We start from the raw sequence: 16,751 nt of genomic DNA on the forward strand, positions 1-16,751 counted from the left end.
TCTCCTGTCTTCCGCCCCGGTAGAAATGAAATAGATATCTCACGATCCGGACGAAGGGCAGAAAGTCCCGTCCGGTGAGTGAGACTGGTGCAACCGTAGACGGTAAGAGGAAACGAGGTCGGATGATGCGTACGCGTCCGCTGAAGGTGGCGCTGCTGGGCTGTGGAGTGGTCGGCTCAGAGGTGGCGCGCATCATGACGACGCACGCCGACGACCTCGCCGCCCGGATCGGGGCGCCCGTGGAGCTCGCGGGCGTGGCCGTACGGCGGCCCTCCAAGGTCCGTGAGGGCATCGACCCGTCGCTGATCACCACCGATGCCACCGCCCTCGTCAAGCGCGGCGACATCGACGTCGTGGTCGAGGTCATCGGCGGCATCGAGCCCGCCCGTACCCTCATCACCACCGCCTTCGAGCACGGCGCGTCCGTCGTCTCCGCCAACAAGGCGCTCCTCGCCCAGGACGGGGCCACCCTGCACGCGGCGGCGGAAGCGAAGAGCAAGGACCTCTACTACGAGGCCGCCGTCGCCGGCGCCATCCCGCTGATCCGCCCGCTGCGCGAGTCCCTCGCCGGCGACAAGGTCAACCGGGTCCTCGGCATCGTCAACGGCACCACTAACTTCATCCTCGACAAGATGGACTCGACCGGCGCCGGGTATCAGGAGGCCCTCGACGAGGCCACCGCCCTGGGGTACGCGGAGGCCGACCCCACCGCCGACGTCGAAGGATTCGACGCCGCCGCCAAGGCCGCGATCCTCGCCGGTATCGCCTTCCACACGCGCGTGCGCCTCGACGACGTCTACCGCGAGGGCATGAACGAGGTGACCGCGGCCGACTTCGCCTCCGCCAAGGAGATGGGCTGCACCATCAAGCTGCTCGCGATCTGCGAGCGGGCCGAGGACGGCGCGTCCGTCACCGCGCGCGTGCACCCCGCGATGATCCCGCTGAGCCACCCGCTGGCCTCCGTGCGCGGCGCGTACAACGCCGTGTTCGTCGAGTCCGACGCCTCCGGCCAGCTCATGTTCTACGGCCCCGGCGCGGGCGGTTCTCCGACCGCCTCGGCCGTGCTCGGCGACCTCGTCGCCGTCTGCCGCAACCGGCTCAGCGGGGCAACGGGGCCCGGCGAGTCGGCGTACGCCGCCCTGCCCGTGTCGGGGATGGGTGAGGTTGTCACCCGCTACCACATCAGCCTCGACGTGGCGGACAAACCGGGTGTTCTCGCTCAGGTGGCGACCGTGTTCGCAGAGCACGGTGTCTCGATCGATACGGTTCGCCAGCAGGGCAAGGACGGCGAGGCCTCTCTCGTCGTCGTCACCCACCGTGCGTCCGACGCGGCCCTGGTCGGGACCGTCGAGGCGCTGCGCAAGCTCGACACCGTGCGGGGTGTCGCCAGCATCATGCGGGTTGAAGGAGAGTAACCAGCAATGACCCACCAGTGGCGCGGAATCATCGAGGAGTACCGGGACCGGCTGCCCGTCTCCGACACCACGCCGGTCGTGACGCTCCGCGAGGGCGGCACGCCCCTCGTGCCCGCGCAGGTGCTCTCCGAGCGCACGGGCTGCGAGGTCCACCTCAAGGTGGAGGGTGCGAACCCGACCGGCTCCTTCAAGGACCGCGGCATGACCATGGCCATCACGCGGGCCAAGGAGGAGGGCGCGAAGGCCGTCATCTGCGCCTCCACCGGCAACACGTCGGCCTCGGCCGCCGCCTACGCCGTCCGCGCGGGCATGGTTTCGGCCGTTCTCGTCCCGCAGGGCAAGATCGCGCTCGGCAAGATGGGCCAGGCCCTCGTGCACGGCGCGAAGATCCTCCAGGTGGACGGCAACTTCGACGACTGCCTCACGCTCGCCCGAGCCCTGAGCGACAACTACCCCGTGGCGCTGGTCAATTCGGTCAACCCGGTGCGTATCGAAGGGCAGAAGACGGCCGCCTTCGAGATCGTGGACATGCTGGGCGACGCCCCCGACATCCACGTCCTGCCGGTCGGCAACGCGGGCAACATCACCGCGTACTGGAAGGGCTACAAGGAGTACGCCGCCGACGGTGTCTCGAAGCGGACCCCCCGCATGTGGGGTTTCCAGGCCTCCGGCTCCGCGCCCATCGTGCGCGGCGAGATCGTCAAGGACCCGTCGACCATCGCCACCGCCATCCGCATCGGCAACCCGGCGTCCTGGCAGTACGCGCTCGCCGCGCGGGACGAGTCCGGCGGGTCCATCGACGAGGTGACGGACCGTGAAATCCTGCGCGCCTACCGGCTGTTGGCCGCGCAGGAGGGCGTCTTCGTCGAGCCCGCGTCCGCCGCGTCCGTCGCCGGTCTGCTGAAGGCCGCCGAGCAGGGCAAGGTCGACCCGGGCCAGCGCATCGTCTGCACCGTCACCGGCAACGGCCTCAAGGACCCCGACTGGGCCGTCGCCGGCGCCCCGCAGCCCGTCACCGTCCCGGTCGACGCGGCCACGGCGGCCGAGCGGCTCGGGCTGGCGTAAGCGCAGGCGTAAGCGGGCCACACCCCGTCGTACGGGGCTCGCGTCCGCGAGTACGAGGGCGCTTACCTGGGGAACTTCCCTACAGGGGGTGCACAGGGGGCATACGACACGCATCGTGCGCCTCCTGTGCGCCCTATGTCGCCACAGAACCTACCTTCGATAGGCTGTACCGAACCCGCCCGCCGCATATGCCTCCGCATGGGGTGCGGTGCCGCGCCGTCTCCGCGGCCCGGAAGCGGCCCCAGGGGTGTTCGTACGTCATCGAATGTCTTCGACAATCACGCAGTTCAAGGAGAGTCATCAAGCGATGGCCGGTCCAGCGTTCCGCGCCGCCGCCGTCCGGGTGCGCGTCCCCGCCACCAGCGCCAATCTCGGCCCGGGCTTCGATGCCCTGGGCCTGTCGCTGGGGCTCTACGACGACGTTGTCGTCCGGGTGGCCGACGCCGGGCTGCACATCGACATCGCGGGTGAGGGCAGCGAGACGCTGCCGCGTGACGAAAGCCACCTTCTCGTACGTTCCCTGCGTACCGCCTTCGATCTGCTCGGCGGCCAGCCGCGCGGCCTCGAGATCGTCTGCGCCAACCGCATCCCGCACGGCAGGGGCCTCGGTTCCTCTTCGGCCGCCATCTGCGCCGGCATCGTCGCCGCGCGCGCCGTGACCATAGGCGGCGAGGCCAAGCTCGACGACACGGCCCTGCTGGAGCTCGCCACCGAGATCGAGGGCCACCCCGACAACGTGGCGGCGTGTCTGCTCGGCGGGTTCACCCTCTCCTGGATGGAGGCGGGTGCCGCGCGAGCGATCAGGATGGAGCCGGCCGATTCCATCGTTCCGGTGGTTTTCGTGCCCGGGAAGCCGGTGCTCACCGAGACCGCGCGCGGCCTGCTCCCGCGCACCGTGCCGCATGTCGACGCCGCCACCAACGCCGGCCGTGCCGCCCTGCTCGTAGAGGCCCTGACCAGGCGCCCCGAGCTGCTGCTGCCGGCCACCGAGGACCGTCTCCACCAGGAGTACCGCGCGCCCGCCATGCCGGAGAGTGCGGCGCTGGTGGAGCGGCTGCGGGCCGACGGAGTGCCGGCGGTCATCTCCGGCGCGGGTCCCACCGTTCTGGCGCTGGCGGATCACGACAGCGCCGACAAGGTGGCTCATCTGGCAGGCGACGGCTGGGCCGCGAACCGGCTCGAGCTGGATGCCCAGGGAGCGAGCGTGCTGCCGCTTGCGACCTGACACTCGGTTGCCGGATTTCGAGAGGGGGAATGTTTGTTGGATCCGGTAGTGTTAACCTCAAGTCTGCACCCGACCCCACCATGGCGAGGTGCTTGTTGTCCCCGTCAGGGACAGACATTCTTCCGGGAGCCTCCCAAGCCGCACTGTGTTCCGTACGACGTACGCGGGCAGTACCTCGTACGCGGGCGCTGAGCGACTTGCCGGGCACGCTCCGGAACCGGCGATACCGAGCCGAGTGACACAGACACTCCGTGCCACGGCTCTGGGAACCGCCATCACCAGATATTTCTTCCGCCGCTTTGGCGGACCACCGCCCCGGCACGGTCCACACACCAGGGACCGAAGCCGGACAGCACAACCGGTCGCCGAGCCAGACAGGCCGACGTCCGCTCCAGGGAAGGACCCTTCGTGAGCGACACCACCGATCTGATGGGCGCACGTGTCGAGGAGACCGCTGCCGCGCCCGCCACGGACGCCTCCGCGCCTGCCAGCGGTGCCGGCTCCCGGCGGCGCCGCGGTACCGGCCTCGAGGGCATGGTGCTGGCCGAGCTTCAGCAGGTCGCATCCGGCCTCGGCATCAGGGGCACGGCGCGCATGCGCAAGAGCCAGCTGATCGAGGTCATCAAGGAGGCGCAGGCCGGGGGAGGTGCCGCGGCTCCGAAGGCGGAGGCCGCCACCGAGACCAAGCCCAAGCGCCGCGCCACCTCCAAGGCCCGTACCGGCGACGACGCCGAGAAGAAGGCGGAGAAGGCGGCTGAGGCCCCCGCCGAGAAGGCCGTGGCCCAGCAGCAGATCGAGATTCCCGGCCAGCCGGCCAGCGACGACGCCCCGGCCGAGCGCCGCCGTCGCCGTGCCACCGCCGATGCCGGTGCCCCCGCGGCCGCCCCCGAGACGGTCGCCTCCGAGGCGAAGAGCGAGCCGAAGGCCGAGACGCCCGCGCAGTCGCAGGGCGACGCCAAGGGCGACGCCGGTGAGGGCGGCGAGGGCCGTCGTCGTGACCGCCGTGAGCGCGGCCGCGACCGTGACCGTGGCGACCGCGGTGACCGCGGTGACCGCCGCAAGGGCGACGACCAGCAGGGCGGTGGCCGTCAGGACCGTGGCCAGCAGCAGAACCAGCAGCAGGGCGGCGGTCGTCAGGACCGTGGCCAGCAGCAGCAGGACGACGACGACTTCGAGGGTGGCCGCCGTGGCCGTCGCGGGCGCTACCGCGACCGTCGTGGCCGTCGCGGCCGTGACGAGATGGCCTCGGAGCCGCAGATCAACGAGGACGACGTCCTGATCCCGGTCGCGGGCATCCTGGACATCCTCGACAACTACGCCTTCATCCGTACGTCGGGCTACCTGCCGGGCCCCAACGACGTGTACGTCTCCCTCGCCCAGGTCCGCAAGAACGGCCTGCGCAAGGGCGACCACATCACCGGTGCGGTCCGTCAGCCCAAGGAAGGCGAGCGGCGCGAGAAGTTCAACGCGCTGGTCCGCCTCGACTCCGTCAACGGCATGGCGCCCGAACACGGCCGCGGCCGCCCGGAGTTCAACAAGCTCACCCCGCTGTACCCGCAGGACCGGCTCCGTCTGGAGACCGACCCGGGCGTGCTGACCACCCGCATCATCGACCTCGTGTCGCCGATCGGTAAGGGCCAGCGCGGTCTGATCGTGGCCCCGCCGAAGACCGGTAAGACCATGATCATGCAGGCGATCGCCAACGCGATCACGCACAACAACCCCGAGTGCCACCTGATGGTCGTCCTCGTCGACGAGCGTCCGGAAGAGGTCACCGACATGCAGCGGTCGGTGAAGGGCGAGGTCATCTCCTCGACCTTCGACCGTCCGGCCGAGGACCACACCACGGTCGCCGAGCTCGCCATCGAGCGGGCGAAGCGCCTGGTGGAGCTGGGTCACGACGTCGTCGTGCTGCTCGACTCCATCACGCGTCTGGGCCGTGCGTACAACCTCGCCGCCCCGGCCTCCGGCCGCATCCTGTCCGGTGGTGTCGACTCGACCGCGCTGTACCCGCCGAAGCGCTTCTTCGGTGCCGCGCGCAACATCGAGGACGGCGGCTCGCTGACCATCCTCGCCACCGCGCTGGTGGACACCGGGTCCCGCATGGACGAGGTGATCTTCGAGGAGTTCAAGGGCACCGGCAACGCCGAGCTCAAGCTCGACCGGAAGCTCGCCGACAAGCGCATCTTCCCGGCGGTGGACGTCGACGCGTCCGGTACCCGTAAGGAAGAGATCCTGCTGGCTCCCGACGAGCTTGCCATCGTCTGGAAGCTGCGCCGGGTGCTGCACGCCCTCGACCAGCAGCAGGCGGTCGAGCTGCTCCTCGACAAGATGAAGCAGACGAAGTCGAACGCCGAGTTCCTGATGCAGATTCAGAAGACGACGCCGACCCCCGGCAACGGAGACTGAGCACAGCGATCCCACAAGGCCGCTTCCCGTCAATCAGTGACGGGAAGCGGCCTTTTGGCGCTGATAGGGACGGGCGTATCAGTACGCCCCTTCCTACTCTTGTGTCTCTGGGGGGACCTACTTGAGCACCACCATGTCCGGCAGTGGTCGTCACAGACGCCGGATACGTTTCGGGCTGCCCGTCGCCGCCGCCGGTGTCGCCGCTGCCGTTGCCGCCGCGCTGCTGACCTCGTCCGCCGGGGCCGCGACCGCGCTGCCCAAGCCCACCGTGAAGCCCGCCACCAGCTCCGCCTCGCTCGCCGAGCTGGAGCGGCGGGTCGCGGGTGCCGTGGTCGGTGACGACACCGCGGGGGAGACGACAGGGAAGTCGTCGTTCGGCGCGAGCAGCAGCTCTTCCGATGACTCCACCGTGAGTCCCATGGTCATCGGCGGCACCACGACCGGCATCACCTCGGCGCCCTGGATGGCGCAGCTCTGGTACTACGACGACCAGGGCACCGCCGACGAGGCCGACGACCTCGGGTTCTTCTGCGGCGGCGCCGTCGTCGCGCCGACGAAGATCCTCACCGCCGCGCACTGCGTCAAGGGCTACGACTGGCACAACTTCGGCGCCGTCATCACCGGCACCGCCCAGCTGCCGACCACCGACGATGCCGGCAACAGCGACCTGCACGGCGGCACCGTCACACTGCCGCACCGGCAGTGGTACCACCCGTCGTACAACTCGACGACGATCGACAACGACATGGCCGTCATCACGCTGGCGAACGCGGTCAAGGCGACGCCGATCCGCATGACGACCGCCGGTGACACCGCCTCGTACGCCGCCGGGACCAGCGCCAAGGTCTACGGCTGGGGCCGTACCAGCTCCACCAGCTCGGACATCTCCCAGACGCTGAAGACGGCCACGCTGCCCATCCAGTCCGACACCACCTGCGCCGGCTATTACGGCGGCGGGTTCGTCAAGGGCCACATGGTCTGCGCGGGCAAGCCGGCGAGCGGCGCCGACAGCGGCACCACCTCCGCCTGCAACGGGGACTCCGGCGGGCCGCTCGTCGTGAACGGGCGGATCGTCGGCGTCGTCTCCTGGGGCGTGCGGGACTGCGTCGCCCAGGGCGCGTACAGCGTGTTCGCCAAGGTGACGAGCTATGTCGGTGCCGCCTACCCGCGCGTCGACGACACCAACCTCAGCGGGGACCACCGGGCCGACCTGTGGCTGCGCAACGCCTCCACCAGGACGGGCTACTCGAAGGACTCGACCGGCACCTCGTTCGGGGCGCGCGAGTCCTGGGGCAACTGGGACGGCGTCAACGTCGTCCTGCAGACCGACCTCGACCGGGACGGCTACGAAGACCTGGTCTACCGGCGCAGCTCCGACGGCGACCTGTTCTGGTCGCACTTCGTGCCCTCCAGCGGCAGTTGGGCCACCAAGCAGCTCGCCGACAACTGGAAGACCCGCACCCGCATCGTCACCCCGGGCGACGTCACCGGCGACTACCTGCCCGACCTGCTGTCGGTCGACTCCGGCGGCTATCTGTGGATCTACCCGGGCAAGGGCAACGGCACCTTCGGCTCCCGAGTGAAGGTCGGCTCCGGCTGGAACCAGTACAACTCCCTGCGCGGCCACGGCGACTTCACCGGCGACGGCAGAACCGACCTGATCGCGCGCAGCAAGACCGGCGGCCACGTCTACCTGTTCAAGGGCACCGGCAAGGCCGGCACCGGCGCCTTCGCGGGCCGCGTCAAGGTGCGCACCTGGGAGAGCTACACGGCCTTCGACGCCGTCGGTGACGTGACCGGCGACGGCAAGGCGGACTTCCTGGCCCGCAACTCCTCCGGAACGCTCTATCTGTACCCGGGTTCCGGCAAGGCCACGAGCGAGATCTTTACCACAGCAAGATCCGTAGGAACCGATTTCAAGCAGTACGACATCTTCGGCTGAAATCGCAGGTGAGGCCGGTTTGCCCGGTCTCTCCGACTACGGACCGTGCCCATCGCCTGTGAGCGGTGGGCACGGTCCGTTGTGCAACCCTTCTCCGAGTTTCCCCGTCTGACCGGACGGGGTGACGATGGTGTGGTACGGGCCAAATGGCCACGCCTGACCCTGAAAGCAGGGGGTAAGCGACCGGACGAGAACCGAGGAGCACAGTGTCTGCCGAGAGCACGCCGGAGCCTGCCATACCAGGCGAAACCGGCACCAAGGGTCCGAGTGGCCGCGCCAAGGGCCGCCGACGCAAGCCGCGCGACAAGCGCAAGGGCCTGCTGATCATGGCCTGGACGGCCGCCGGGATCGTGGTCCTGGGCGGCACCGGCGCGGGGTACCTGTACTTCAAGCTCAACGGCAACATCAAGAGCGTCGACATCGACCAGGCTCTCGGCACCGACCGGCCGGAGAAGGCCGACAACGGCTCGGAGAACATCCTCGTCCTCGGCTCGGACACCCGCTCCGGCAACAACAAGAAGCTCGGCGGCGGCGCCGACGACGGCAGCGCGCGCTCGGACACGGCGATGATCCTGCACGTCTACGAGGGCCACAAGAAGGCGAGCGTCGTCTCCATCCCGCGCGACACGCTCATCGACCGGCCCGACTGCACCGACACCGACGGCAAGACGTACCCGGCCGACTCCGACGTGATGTTCAACTCGGCGTACACGACGGGCGGTGCGGCCTGTGCGGTGAAGACGGTGGAGTCCATCTCCGGTATCCGCATGGACCACTACCTGGAGGTCGACTTCTCCGGCTTCCAGAAGCTGGTCGACAAGCTCGGCGGCGTCGAGGTCACCACCACCAAGGCCATCAACGACCCCGACAGCCACCTCAACCTCGAGGCCGGCACCCACCAGCTCACCGGCAAGCAGGCCCTCGGCCTGGTCCGCACCCGGCACGGCGTCGGCGACGGCTCCGACCTCGGCCGCATCCAGCTCCAGCAGGCCTTCATCAAGGCACTGATCAACCAGGTCAAGGACATCAACCTCTTCGGCAACCCGAAGAAGCTCTACGACCTGGCCAACACCGCCACCAAGACAGTGACCACCGACTCCGACCTGGGCTCGGTCAATTCCCTGATGTCGTTCGCAGGCGGCCTCAAGAGCATCGACTCCAAGAACATGACCATGGTCACGATGCCGGTCCAGTACGACCCGGCGGACCCGAACCGCGTGATCGTGGCCGAGTCGCAGGCCCAGCAGGTGTGGACGGCCCTGAAGAACGACAAGCCGATCCCGAAGTCCGCCACGAAGGGCACGGCGAAGGGCGACGCCAACAGTGTGGTGACGCCCTGAGGGGCGCGGGTTCGCGGCGGGGTCAGCCCACCCAGCGGGCGCTGTGACGATGTCGGCCCAGCCCCACGGCCGAGAACTCGTCGCCGCCGGCCCGTGCCACCGCACCCAGCCGGCGAAGAGCCTGGGAGATCGGGCTGCCGGCCACCGGGAAGCCCTGGTCCTCCCCGATGCCCAGCGGCCCCAGCACCAGGGCACCGTCGTCCCACACGGCCGCGCGCTGCTCGCCCACGCCACCGAAGTACTCGGCCTCCACGAAGGCGACCGGCCCCTCGGCCGACCAAGCGGCGAGGCGGCCCTCGAACCCCCCGGGCAGCCCCCGGAACCCCAGGGCCCGGGTGGTGTCGCCGTTCGTGGCGGAGTCGAAGAGGTCGCCCGTTATCGGCATCAGCGCCAGGCCCTGCTCAAGAGACGCCCGGGCGGCGGGCACATCCCTCGTCACCGTGCACAGCAGCTCCTCGCCGGCGATCACCGCCCGCAACTCGTAACTCATCCCCGCACCCCTCGCTCCCGGCCCCCGGGAATAGATCGCACCGCCCCCCGGTTTTGGGGGATGGCCCCAGTCCTGGCAGACTGGTACGTCGGCTCCGGTTCACGCTCTCGTATCCCGCGGCAGCGACCCGGCGCCCTCCCGAAACTAGGAGACACCCTTGAAGCGCGACATCCACCCCGAGTACGTCGAGACGCAGGTCAGCTGCACCTGTGGCGCGTCGTTCACCACCCGCAGCACGATCTCCAGCGGCACCATCCGTGCCGAGGTCTGCTCCGAGTGCCACCCGTTCTACACGGGTAAGCAGAAGATCCTCGACACCGGTGGCCGTGTGGCCCGCTTCGAGGCCCGCTTCGGCAAGGCTTCTGCCGGCTCCAAGAAGTAGCGAGCTCCCATTCGCCGGTCCACGGTCGCGCCCTACTCAGGCGCGCCGGGACCGGCGTTTTTGGTCGCCCGCCCTTCACAGACGTACCTACACAGGAGCCAAAGATGTTCGAGGCCGTCGAGGAGCTCGTCGCAGAGCACGCCGACCTGGAGACGAAGCTCGCCGATCCGTCGGTCCACGCGGACCAGGCGAACGCGCGCAAGCTGAACAAGCGCTACGCCGAGCTCACCCCGATCGTCGCCACGTACCGCTCCTGGAAGCAGACCGGCGACGACATCGAGACGGCGAAGGAATTCGCCGCCGACGACCCGGACTTCGCGGCCGAGGTCAAGGAGCTCGACAAGCAGCGCGAGGGGCTGACCGAGAAGCTGCGCCTGCTGCTCGTCCCGCGTGACCCGAGTGACGACAAGGACGTCATTCTGGAGATCAAGGCCGGGGCCGGCGGGGACGAGTCCGCGCTGTTCGCGGGCGACCTGCTGCGCATGTACCTCCGGTACGCCGAGCGCGTCGGCTGGAAGACCGAGATCATCGACTCGACCGAGTCCGAGCTCGGCGGCTACAAGGACGTCCAGGTCGCCGTGAAGACCAAGGGCGGCAACGGCGCCACCGAGCCCGGGCAGGGCGTCTGGGCCCGGATGAAGTACGAGGGCGGCGTGCACCGCGTGCAGCGTGTGCCGGCGACCGAGTCGCAGGGCCGTATCCACACGTCGGCGGCCGGTGTGCTCGTGACGCCCGAGGCCGAGGAAGTCGACGTCGAGATCAACCCCAACGACCTCCGCATCGACGTCTACCGGTCCTCCGGACCCGGTGGTCAGTCCGTCAACACCACCGACTCCGCCGTGCGCATCACGCACATTCCCACCGGAGTCGTCGCCTCCTGCCAGAACGAGAAGAGCCAGCTGCAGAACAAGGAGCAGGCACTGCGTATCCTGCGCTCCAGGCTGCTCGCAGCGGCGCAGGAGGAAGCGGAGAAGGAAGCAGCCGACGCCCGCCGCAGCCAGGTCCGCACCGTCGACCGCTCCGAGAAGATCCGCACCTACAACTTCCCGGAGAATCGCATCTCGGACCACCGCGTCGGCTTCAAGGCGTACAACCTGGACCAGGTCCTGGACGGCGAACTCGACGCGGTGATCCAGGCCTGCGTCGACGCGGACTCGGCAGCGAAGCTGGCGGCTGCGTAACGACGTACGTACGCACGTACGAGTACGACACGGAGGACTTGCGTGCAGCAATTCATTGGGGGGCGACCCTCAAGCCCCCGCAGCGTGCTGCTCGCGGAGGTGGCACAGGCCACCCAGCGGCTGGCCGACGCCGGCGTGCCCTCGCCGCGCACCGACGCGGAGGAGCTCGCCGCGTTCGTGCACGGCGTGAAGCGGGGCGAGCTGCACTCCGTGAAGGACTCGGACTTCGACGCCCGCTACTGGGAGGTCATCGCCCGCCGTGAGCAGCGCGAGCCGCTGCAGCACATCACCGGGCGGGCCTACTTCCGCTACCTCGAACTCCAAGTCGGGCCCGGGGTGTTCGTGCCCCGCCCCGAGACCGAGTCGGTGGTCGGGTGGGCCATAGACGCAGTGCGCGCGATGGACGTCGTCGAACCCTGCATCGTCGACCTGTGCACCGGCTCCGGCGCCATCGCGCTCGCCCTCGCCCAGGAGGTCCCGCGCTCGCGCGTGCACGCCGTGGAGCTGTCTGAGGACGCCCTGCACTGGACGCGCAAGAACGTCGAGGGGTCCAGGGTCGACCTGCGCCAGGGCAATGCCCTGGACGCCTTCCCCGACCTCGACGGCCAGGTCGACCTGGTCATCTCCAACCCGCCCTACATCCCGCTCACCGAATGGGAGTACGTCGCTCCCGAGGCGCGGGACTACGATCCCGAACTCGCCCTGTTCTCGGGCGAGGACGGCCTGGAGCTGATCCGCGGCCTGGAACGCACCGCACACCGTCTCCTGCGTCCCGGCGGCGTCGTCGTCATCGAGCACGCCGACACCCAGGGCGGCCAGGTGCCGTGGATCTTCACCGAGGAGCGGGGCTGGGCCGACGCGGCCGACCACCCCGACCTCAACAACCGCCCGAGGTTCGCGACCGCCCGCAAGGCACTGCCGTGACCGCCCCCGAGACTCTTTCCCCGCGTTACGTGTACTTCGTGTACGAGGAGGCCCGCTAGATATGGCACGGCGATACGACACCAACGACGCGACCGACCGCACGACCGGTCTGCGTGAAGCCGCGTCCGCCGTCCGCCGTGGCGAGCTCGTGGTCCTCCCGACCGACACGGTGTACGGCATCGGCGCGGACGCGTTCGCCAAGGAGGCCGTCGGCGATCTGCTGGAGGCCAAGGGCCGGGGCCGCAACATGCCCACCCCTGTCCTGATCGGCTCCCCGAACACGCTCCATGGTCTCGTCACGGACTTCTCCGAGCTGGCGTGGGAGCTGGTCGACGCCTTCTGGCCGGGCGCGCTGACGCTCGTCGCCAAGCACCAGCCGTCGCTGCAGTGGGACCTGGGTGACACCCGGGGCACGGTTGCCGTGCGCATGCCACTGCACCCGATCGCCATCGAACTGCTGACAGAGGTCGGCCCGATGGCGGTGTCCTCGGCGAACCTGACGGGCCACCCCGCCCCCGAGGACTGCGACGCGGCACAGGAGATGCTCGGCGACTCGGTGTCCGTGTACCTGGACGGTGGCCCGACCCCCGGCAACGTCCCGTCGTCGATCGTCGACGTGACGCGTGAAGTGCCCCTCCTCCTGCGTGCGGGCGCGATCTCCGCGGACGAGCTGCGGAAGGTCGTACCCGACCTCGAGGTGGCCAATTGACAGCCCCTGAAGCGGGGCGTGGCATAGGCAACGGGGAAAGCGCGGCGGAGATCACGACGACGTTCGTCGGCCTCCCGCGTGACAGCTTCCGCATCCTCCACGTCAGCACCGGAAATGTGTGCCGCTCGCCGATCACCGAGCGGCTGACCCGTCATTTCGTGGCGCAGCGACTCGGTGTGCTCGGCGGCGGGCTGATCGTGGAGAGCGCGGGCACCTGGGGCCACGAGGGCGCGCCCATGGAATCCAACGCGGAGACCGTCCTCGCCGACTTCGGCGCGGACGCCTCCGGCTTCGTCGGCCGTGAGCTCCTCGACGAGCACGTCATCCGGGCCGACCTGGTCCTGACGGCCACCCGTGACCACCGCGCCCAGGTCATCTCCATGGGCCATTCGGCGGGCCTGCGCACCTTCACCCTCAAGGAGTTCACCCGCCTGGTGAAGGCCATAGACCCGGCCACACTCCCTCCGCTGGAGGAAGGCGTGGTCCTCCGCGCCCGTGCCCTGGTCCGTGCGGCGGCCGCTCTACGCGGGTGGCTGCTCGCGCCGACGGCGGAGGCGGACGAGGTGTACGACCCGTACGGGGCACCGCTGACGTTCTTCCGGTCGGTGGGGGACGAGATACACGAGGCACTGGATCCGGTGGTGACGGCGTTGACGGGGGTTCGTGCGCGCGCGTGACAACACCGGGCGCGGCTGACGTCCCCGGCCTACATTGGACGTACGTCACCGTCGACGCACGCCCGGAGCCCACCATGTCGGTCACCCATACCCTCGAGGCCGATGTCCTGCGCCGACAGGACCCGCAGCTCGCCGACATCCTGCTCGGGGAGCTCGAGCGGCAGTCGACGACGCTTCAGCTCATCGCCGCCGAGAACTACACCTCGCCGGCCGTGCTGGCGGCGCTCGGGTCGCCGCTCGCCAACAAGTACGCGGAGGGGTACCCGGGCGCCCGCTACCACGGCGGGTGCGAGATGGTCGATGTCGCCGAGCGCCTCGCCGTCGAGCGGGCCAAGGCGCTGTTCGGCGCCGAGCACGCCAACGTCCAGTCGCACTCGGGGTCTTCGGCCGTCCTCGCCGCGTACGCCGCCCTGCTGCGCCCCGGCGACACCGTCCTCGCCCTCGGGCTGCCGTACGGCGGACACCTCACGCACGGTTCGCCCGCCAACTTCTCCGGCCGCTGGTTCGACTTCGTCGGCTACGGGGTGGACGCCGAGACCGGACTCATCGACTACGACCAGGTGCGCACGCTGGCCCGCAACCACCGGCCCAAGGCCGTCGTGTGCGGGTCCATCGCCTATCCGCGCCACATCGACTACGCCCTCTTCCGTGACATCGCGGACGAGGTGGGTGCGTATCTCATCGCCGACGCCGCCCACCCGATGGGGCTCGTCGCCGGGGGAGCGGCGCCGAACCCGGTGCCGTACGCCGATGTGGTGTGCGCCACCACCCACAAGGTGCTGCGCGGTCCGCGCGGCGGCATGATCCTGTGCGGCTCGGACCTGGCCGAGCGGATCGACCGCGCTGTGTTTCCCTTCACACAGGGCGGCGCCCAGATGCACACCATCGCCGCCAAGGCCGTCGCGTTCGGCGAGGCGGCAACCCCGGCGTTCGCGGTGTACACCCATCAGGTGGTCGCCAATGCCAGGACGCTGGCCGCCGGGCTGGCCGCGGAGGGGCTGGTCGTCACCACGGGCGGCACCGACACGCACCTCATCACCGCCGACCCGGCGCCCCTCGGCGGCGACGGCCGGGACGCGCGCGGACGGCTCGCGGCGGCCGGGATGGTGCTGGACTGCTGCGCCCTGCCGCACGGCGACGCCCGCGGCCTGCGCCTGGGCACGGCGGCCGTGACCACGCAGGGCATGGGGGAGGCGGACATGGTGTGGCTCTCCGCACTGCTGGCCAGTGTGCTGCGGGGGGAGACCGAAAGTCACAAGGCACGTGAAGAAGTGCGGGAGCTGGCCGCTAGATTTCTGCCGTATCCCGGCTGAGACAGGGTAGACGCACCTGCGCACACAGCCACACGTGCAACCATCGTCGCTACCCGGAAGTCCCCACACATATGCGTCGCGTATCTGTACGTCGCTAGGGTGTGGGGCTGAGATGGCCAGCGAGACTTGTGGGGAAGCCCGTGCGTGAATACCTGCTGACGCTCTGCATCACGGCCGCGGTGACGTATCTGCTGACAGGGCCGGTGCGTAAGTTCGCGATCGTGGCCGGAGCGATGCCGGAGATCCGGGCACGTGACGTGCACCGGGAACCCACTCCGCGGCTCGGCGGTATCGCGATGTTCTTCGGCCTGTGCGCGGGCCTGCTGGTCGCGGACCACCTGACCAACCTCAGTACGGTCTTCGAGAAGTCCAACGAACCGCGGGCGCTGCTCTCCGGAGCGGCGCTCATCTGGCTGATCGGCGTCCTGGACGACAAGTTCGAGATCGACGCCCTGATCAAGCTGGGCGGCCAGATGATCGCCGCCGGCGTCATGGTCATGCAGGGTCTGACGATCCTGTGGCTGCCGATCCCGACCGTCGGCAATGTCGCGCTGACCCAGTGGCAGGGCACCCTGCTCACCGTCGCCCTGGTCGTGATCACCATCAACGCGGTCAACTTCGTCGACGGCCTCGACGGTCTCGCAGCAGGCATGGTCTGCATCGCGTCGGCCGCGTTCTTCCTCTACGCCTACCGCGTCTGGGTGTCGTACGGCATCGAGGCCGCCGCCCCCGCCACGCTGTTCTCGGCGATCCTGATGGGCATGTGCCTGGGCTTCCTGCCGCACAACATGCACCCGGCGCGGATCTTCATGGGTGACTCCGGCTCGATGCTGATCGGGCTCGTCCTCGCCGCGGGCGCGATCTCCATCACCGGCCAGGTCGACCCGGATGCGCTGAAGCTGTTCGCCGGCTCCGAGAAGGCGGCGGTGCACCAGACGGTGCCGGTCTACATCCCTCTCCTGCTGCCTCTGACGATCATCGCGATCCCGGCCGCCGACCTGGTGCTGGCGATCGTCCGCCGCACCTGGAAGGGCCAGTCGCCGTTCGCCGCCGACCGCGGGCACCTCCATCACCGCCTGCTGGAGATCGGCCACTCGCACAGCCGCGCGGTGATGATCATGTACTTCTGGTCCGCCCTGATCGGCTTCGGAGCGCTCGCCTACTCGGTGAACTCGGCGTCCATGTGGATCGTGCTGAGCGTGGTCTTCCTGAGCGCCATCGGCCTGGCCCTGCTGCTGCTTCCCCGCTTCACACCGCGCGCCCCGCGTTGGGCCGAGGCCTTCGTGCCGCCGCGCTACCGCCGGGGCGGCACCATCGCGGAGCCGGCGGCCACCACACCGCAGTCCGGCGGCGCGGGAGAGGCCGGGTCCGAGCAGGAGCCGCGCACTCCGGTCGCCGCCGGCGCCTCGCGCGTCAACGGGGCGACCGCGATCGGCGCCCGTTCGCGGCTCCTGGACCGGCGGAAGGCCGGAACGTCGCGCTGACGGTCCGACCGTCAAGGCAAGGGCTGCTGGGCAAGGTAAGAATCTGACTAGAGCATTGCCAAGTCATGGGGGAGCGAAGCGCCCCAATACCAGACAAGTCGACCGAGGTCCCGCACAGACGCGCACCATCACTCTCATGTGTGACTCTGAGCACGCCCCCAGGTAAAGACCTCATCAAATAGTTTGTGATACGGT

The 16,751-nt window shown here is 69.5% G+C and carries 14 protein-coding genes; 13 read left to right on the forward strand and 1 reads right to left on the reverse strand.

Annotated elements, in window-relative coordinates; translation table 11 throughout:
• Window positions 1-122 precede the first annotated feature (122 nt).
• The 6 genes from ACZ7M7_RS11280 to ACZ7M7_RS11305 all read left to right on the forward strand — a co-directional run bounded on the left by ACZ7M7_RS11280 (window position 123) and on the right by ACZ7M7_RS11305 (window position 9,396).
• On the forward strand, window positions 123-1,415 hold the full coding sequence (locus tag ACZ7M7_RS11280; protein WP_383602617.1) for a homoserine dehydrogenase: 1,293 nt from the start codon (window positions 123-125) through the stop codon (window positions 1,413-1,415).
• Window positions 1,416-1,421: 6 nt separating this feature from the next.
• Complete coding sequence (gene thrC, locus ACZ7M7_RS11285; protein ID WP_383602614.1) at window positions 1,422-2,480, forward strand: threonine synthase; 1,059 nt, start codon at window positions 1,422-1,424, stop codon at window positions 2,478-2,480.
• Window positions 2,481-2,787: 307 nt separating this feature from the next.
• A complete protein-coding gene (thrB, locus tag ACZ7M7_RS11290; RefSeq protein WP_383602611.1) occupies window positions 2,788-3,705 on the forward strand; it encodes a homoserine kinase in 918 nt (305 codons plus the stop codon).
• A 408-nt stretch (window positions 3,706-4,113) separates the two neighbouring features.
• Window positions 4,114-6,114 (forward strand): transcription termination factor Rho, encoded by a 2,001-nt coding sequence (gene rho / locus ACZ7M7_RS11295; protein WP_383602607.1) that lies wholly within the window; start codon window positions 4,114-4,116, stop codon window positions 6,112-6,114.
• 133 nt (window positions 6,115-6,247) lie between these two features.
• On the forward strand, window positions 6,248-8,056 hold the full coding sequence (locus ACZ7M7_RS11300) for a trypsin-like serine protease (RefSeq protein ID WP_383603727.1): 1,809 nt from the start codon (window positions 6,248-6,250) through the stop codon (window positions 8,054-8,056).
• A gap of 206 nt (window positions 8,057-8,262) precedes the next feature.
• Window positions 8,263-9,396, forward strand: coding sequence for an LCP family protein (locus tag ACZ7M7_RS11305; protein ID WP_451169527.1), 1,134 nt, complete (start codon window positions 8,263-8,265; stop codon window positions 9,394-9,396).
• 22 nt (window positions 9,397-9,418) lie between these two features.
• Here the strand turns inward: ACZ7M7_RS11305 and ACZ7M7_RS11310 are convergent, their stop codons facing one another.
• Complete coding sequence (locus ACZ7M7_RS11310) at window positions 9,419-9,886, reverse strand: hypothetical protein (RefSeq protein WP_383628341.1); 468 nt, start codon at window positions 9,884-9,886, stop codon at window positions 9,419-9,421.
• 157 nt (window positions 9,887-10,043) lie between these two features.
• Between ACZ7M7_RS11310 and rpmE the strand changes: the two genes are divergently transcribed.
• The 7 genes from rpmE to ACZ7M7_RS11345 all read left to right on the forward strand — a co-directional run bounded on the left by rpmE (window position 10,044) and on the right by ACZ7M7_RS11345 (window position 16,556).
• The gene (gene rpmE, locus ACZ7M7_RS11315; protein ID WP_093906598.1) at window positions 10,044-10,268 is read left to right on the forward strand and encodes a 50S ribosomal protein L31; all 225 of its coding nucleotides are present in this window, start codon (window positions 10,044-10,046) and stop codon (window positions 10,266-10,268) included.
• Window positions 10,269-10,372: 104 nt separating this feature from the next.
• On the forward strand, window positions 10,373-11,449 hold the full coding sequence (prfA, locus tag ACZ7M7_RS11320) for a peptide chain release factor 1 (protein ID WP_383602601.1): 1,077 nt from the start codon (window positions 10,373-10,375) through the stop codon (window positions 11,447-11,449).
• An 84-nt stretch (window positions 11,450-11,533) separates the two neighbouring features.
• Window positions 11,534-12,373, forward strand: coding sequence for a peptide chain release factor N(5)-glutamine methyltransferase (prmC, locus tag ACZ7M7_RS11325; RefSeq protein ID WP_383603724.1), 840 nt, complete (start codon window positions 11,534-11,536; stop codon window positions 12,371-12,373).
• Between the two features lie 61 nt (window positions 12,374-12,434).
• Window positions 12,435-13,082 (forward strand): L-threonylcarbamoyladenylate synthase, encoded by a 648-nt coding sequence (locus ACZ7M7_RS11330; protein ID WP_031485833.1) that lies wholly within the window; start codon window positions 12,435-12,437, stop codon window positions 13,080-13,082.
• Window positions 13,079-13,759 (forward strand): arsenate reductase/protein-tyrosine-phosphatase family protein, encoded by a 681-nt coding sequence (locus ACZ7M7_RS11335; protein WP_383602598.1) that lies wholly within the window; start codon window positions 13,079-13,081, stop codon window positions 13,757-13,759. Before ACZ7M7_RS11330 ends, ACZ7M7_RS11335 begins: the two co-directional genes overlap by 4 nt.
• A 74-nt stretch (window positions 13,760-13,833) precedes the next feature.
• Entirely contained in the window at window positions 13,834-15,072 is a 1,239-nt protein-coding gene (locus tag ACZ7M7_RS11340; protein WP_472115053.1) for a serine hydroxymethyltransferase, read from the forward strand.
• Window positions 15,073-15,212: 140 nt separating this feature from the next.
• Window positions 15,213-16,556, forward strand: coding sequence for an MraY family glycosyltransferase (locus tag ACZ7M7_RS11345; protein ID WP_472115056.1), 1,344 nt, complete (start codon window positions 15,213-15,215; stop codon window positions 16,554-16,556).
• Window positions 16,557-16,751 lie beyond the last annotated feature (195 nt).

This window comes from Streptomyces sp. NPDC111606, assembly GCF_055656945.1.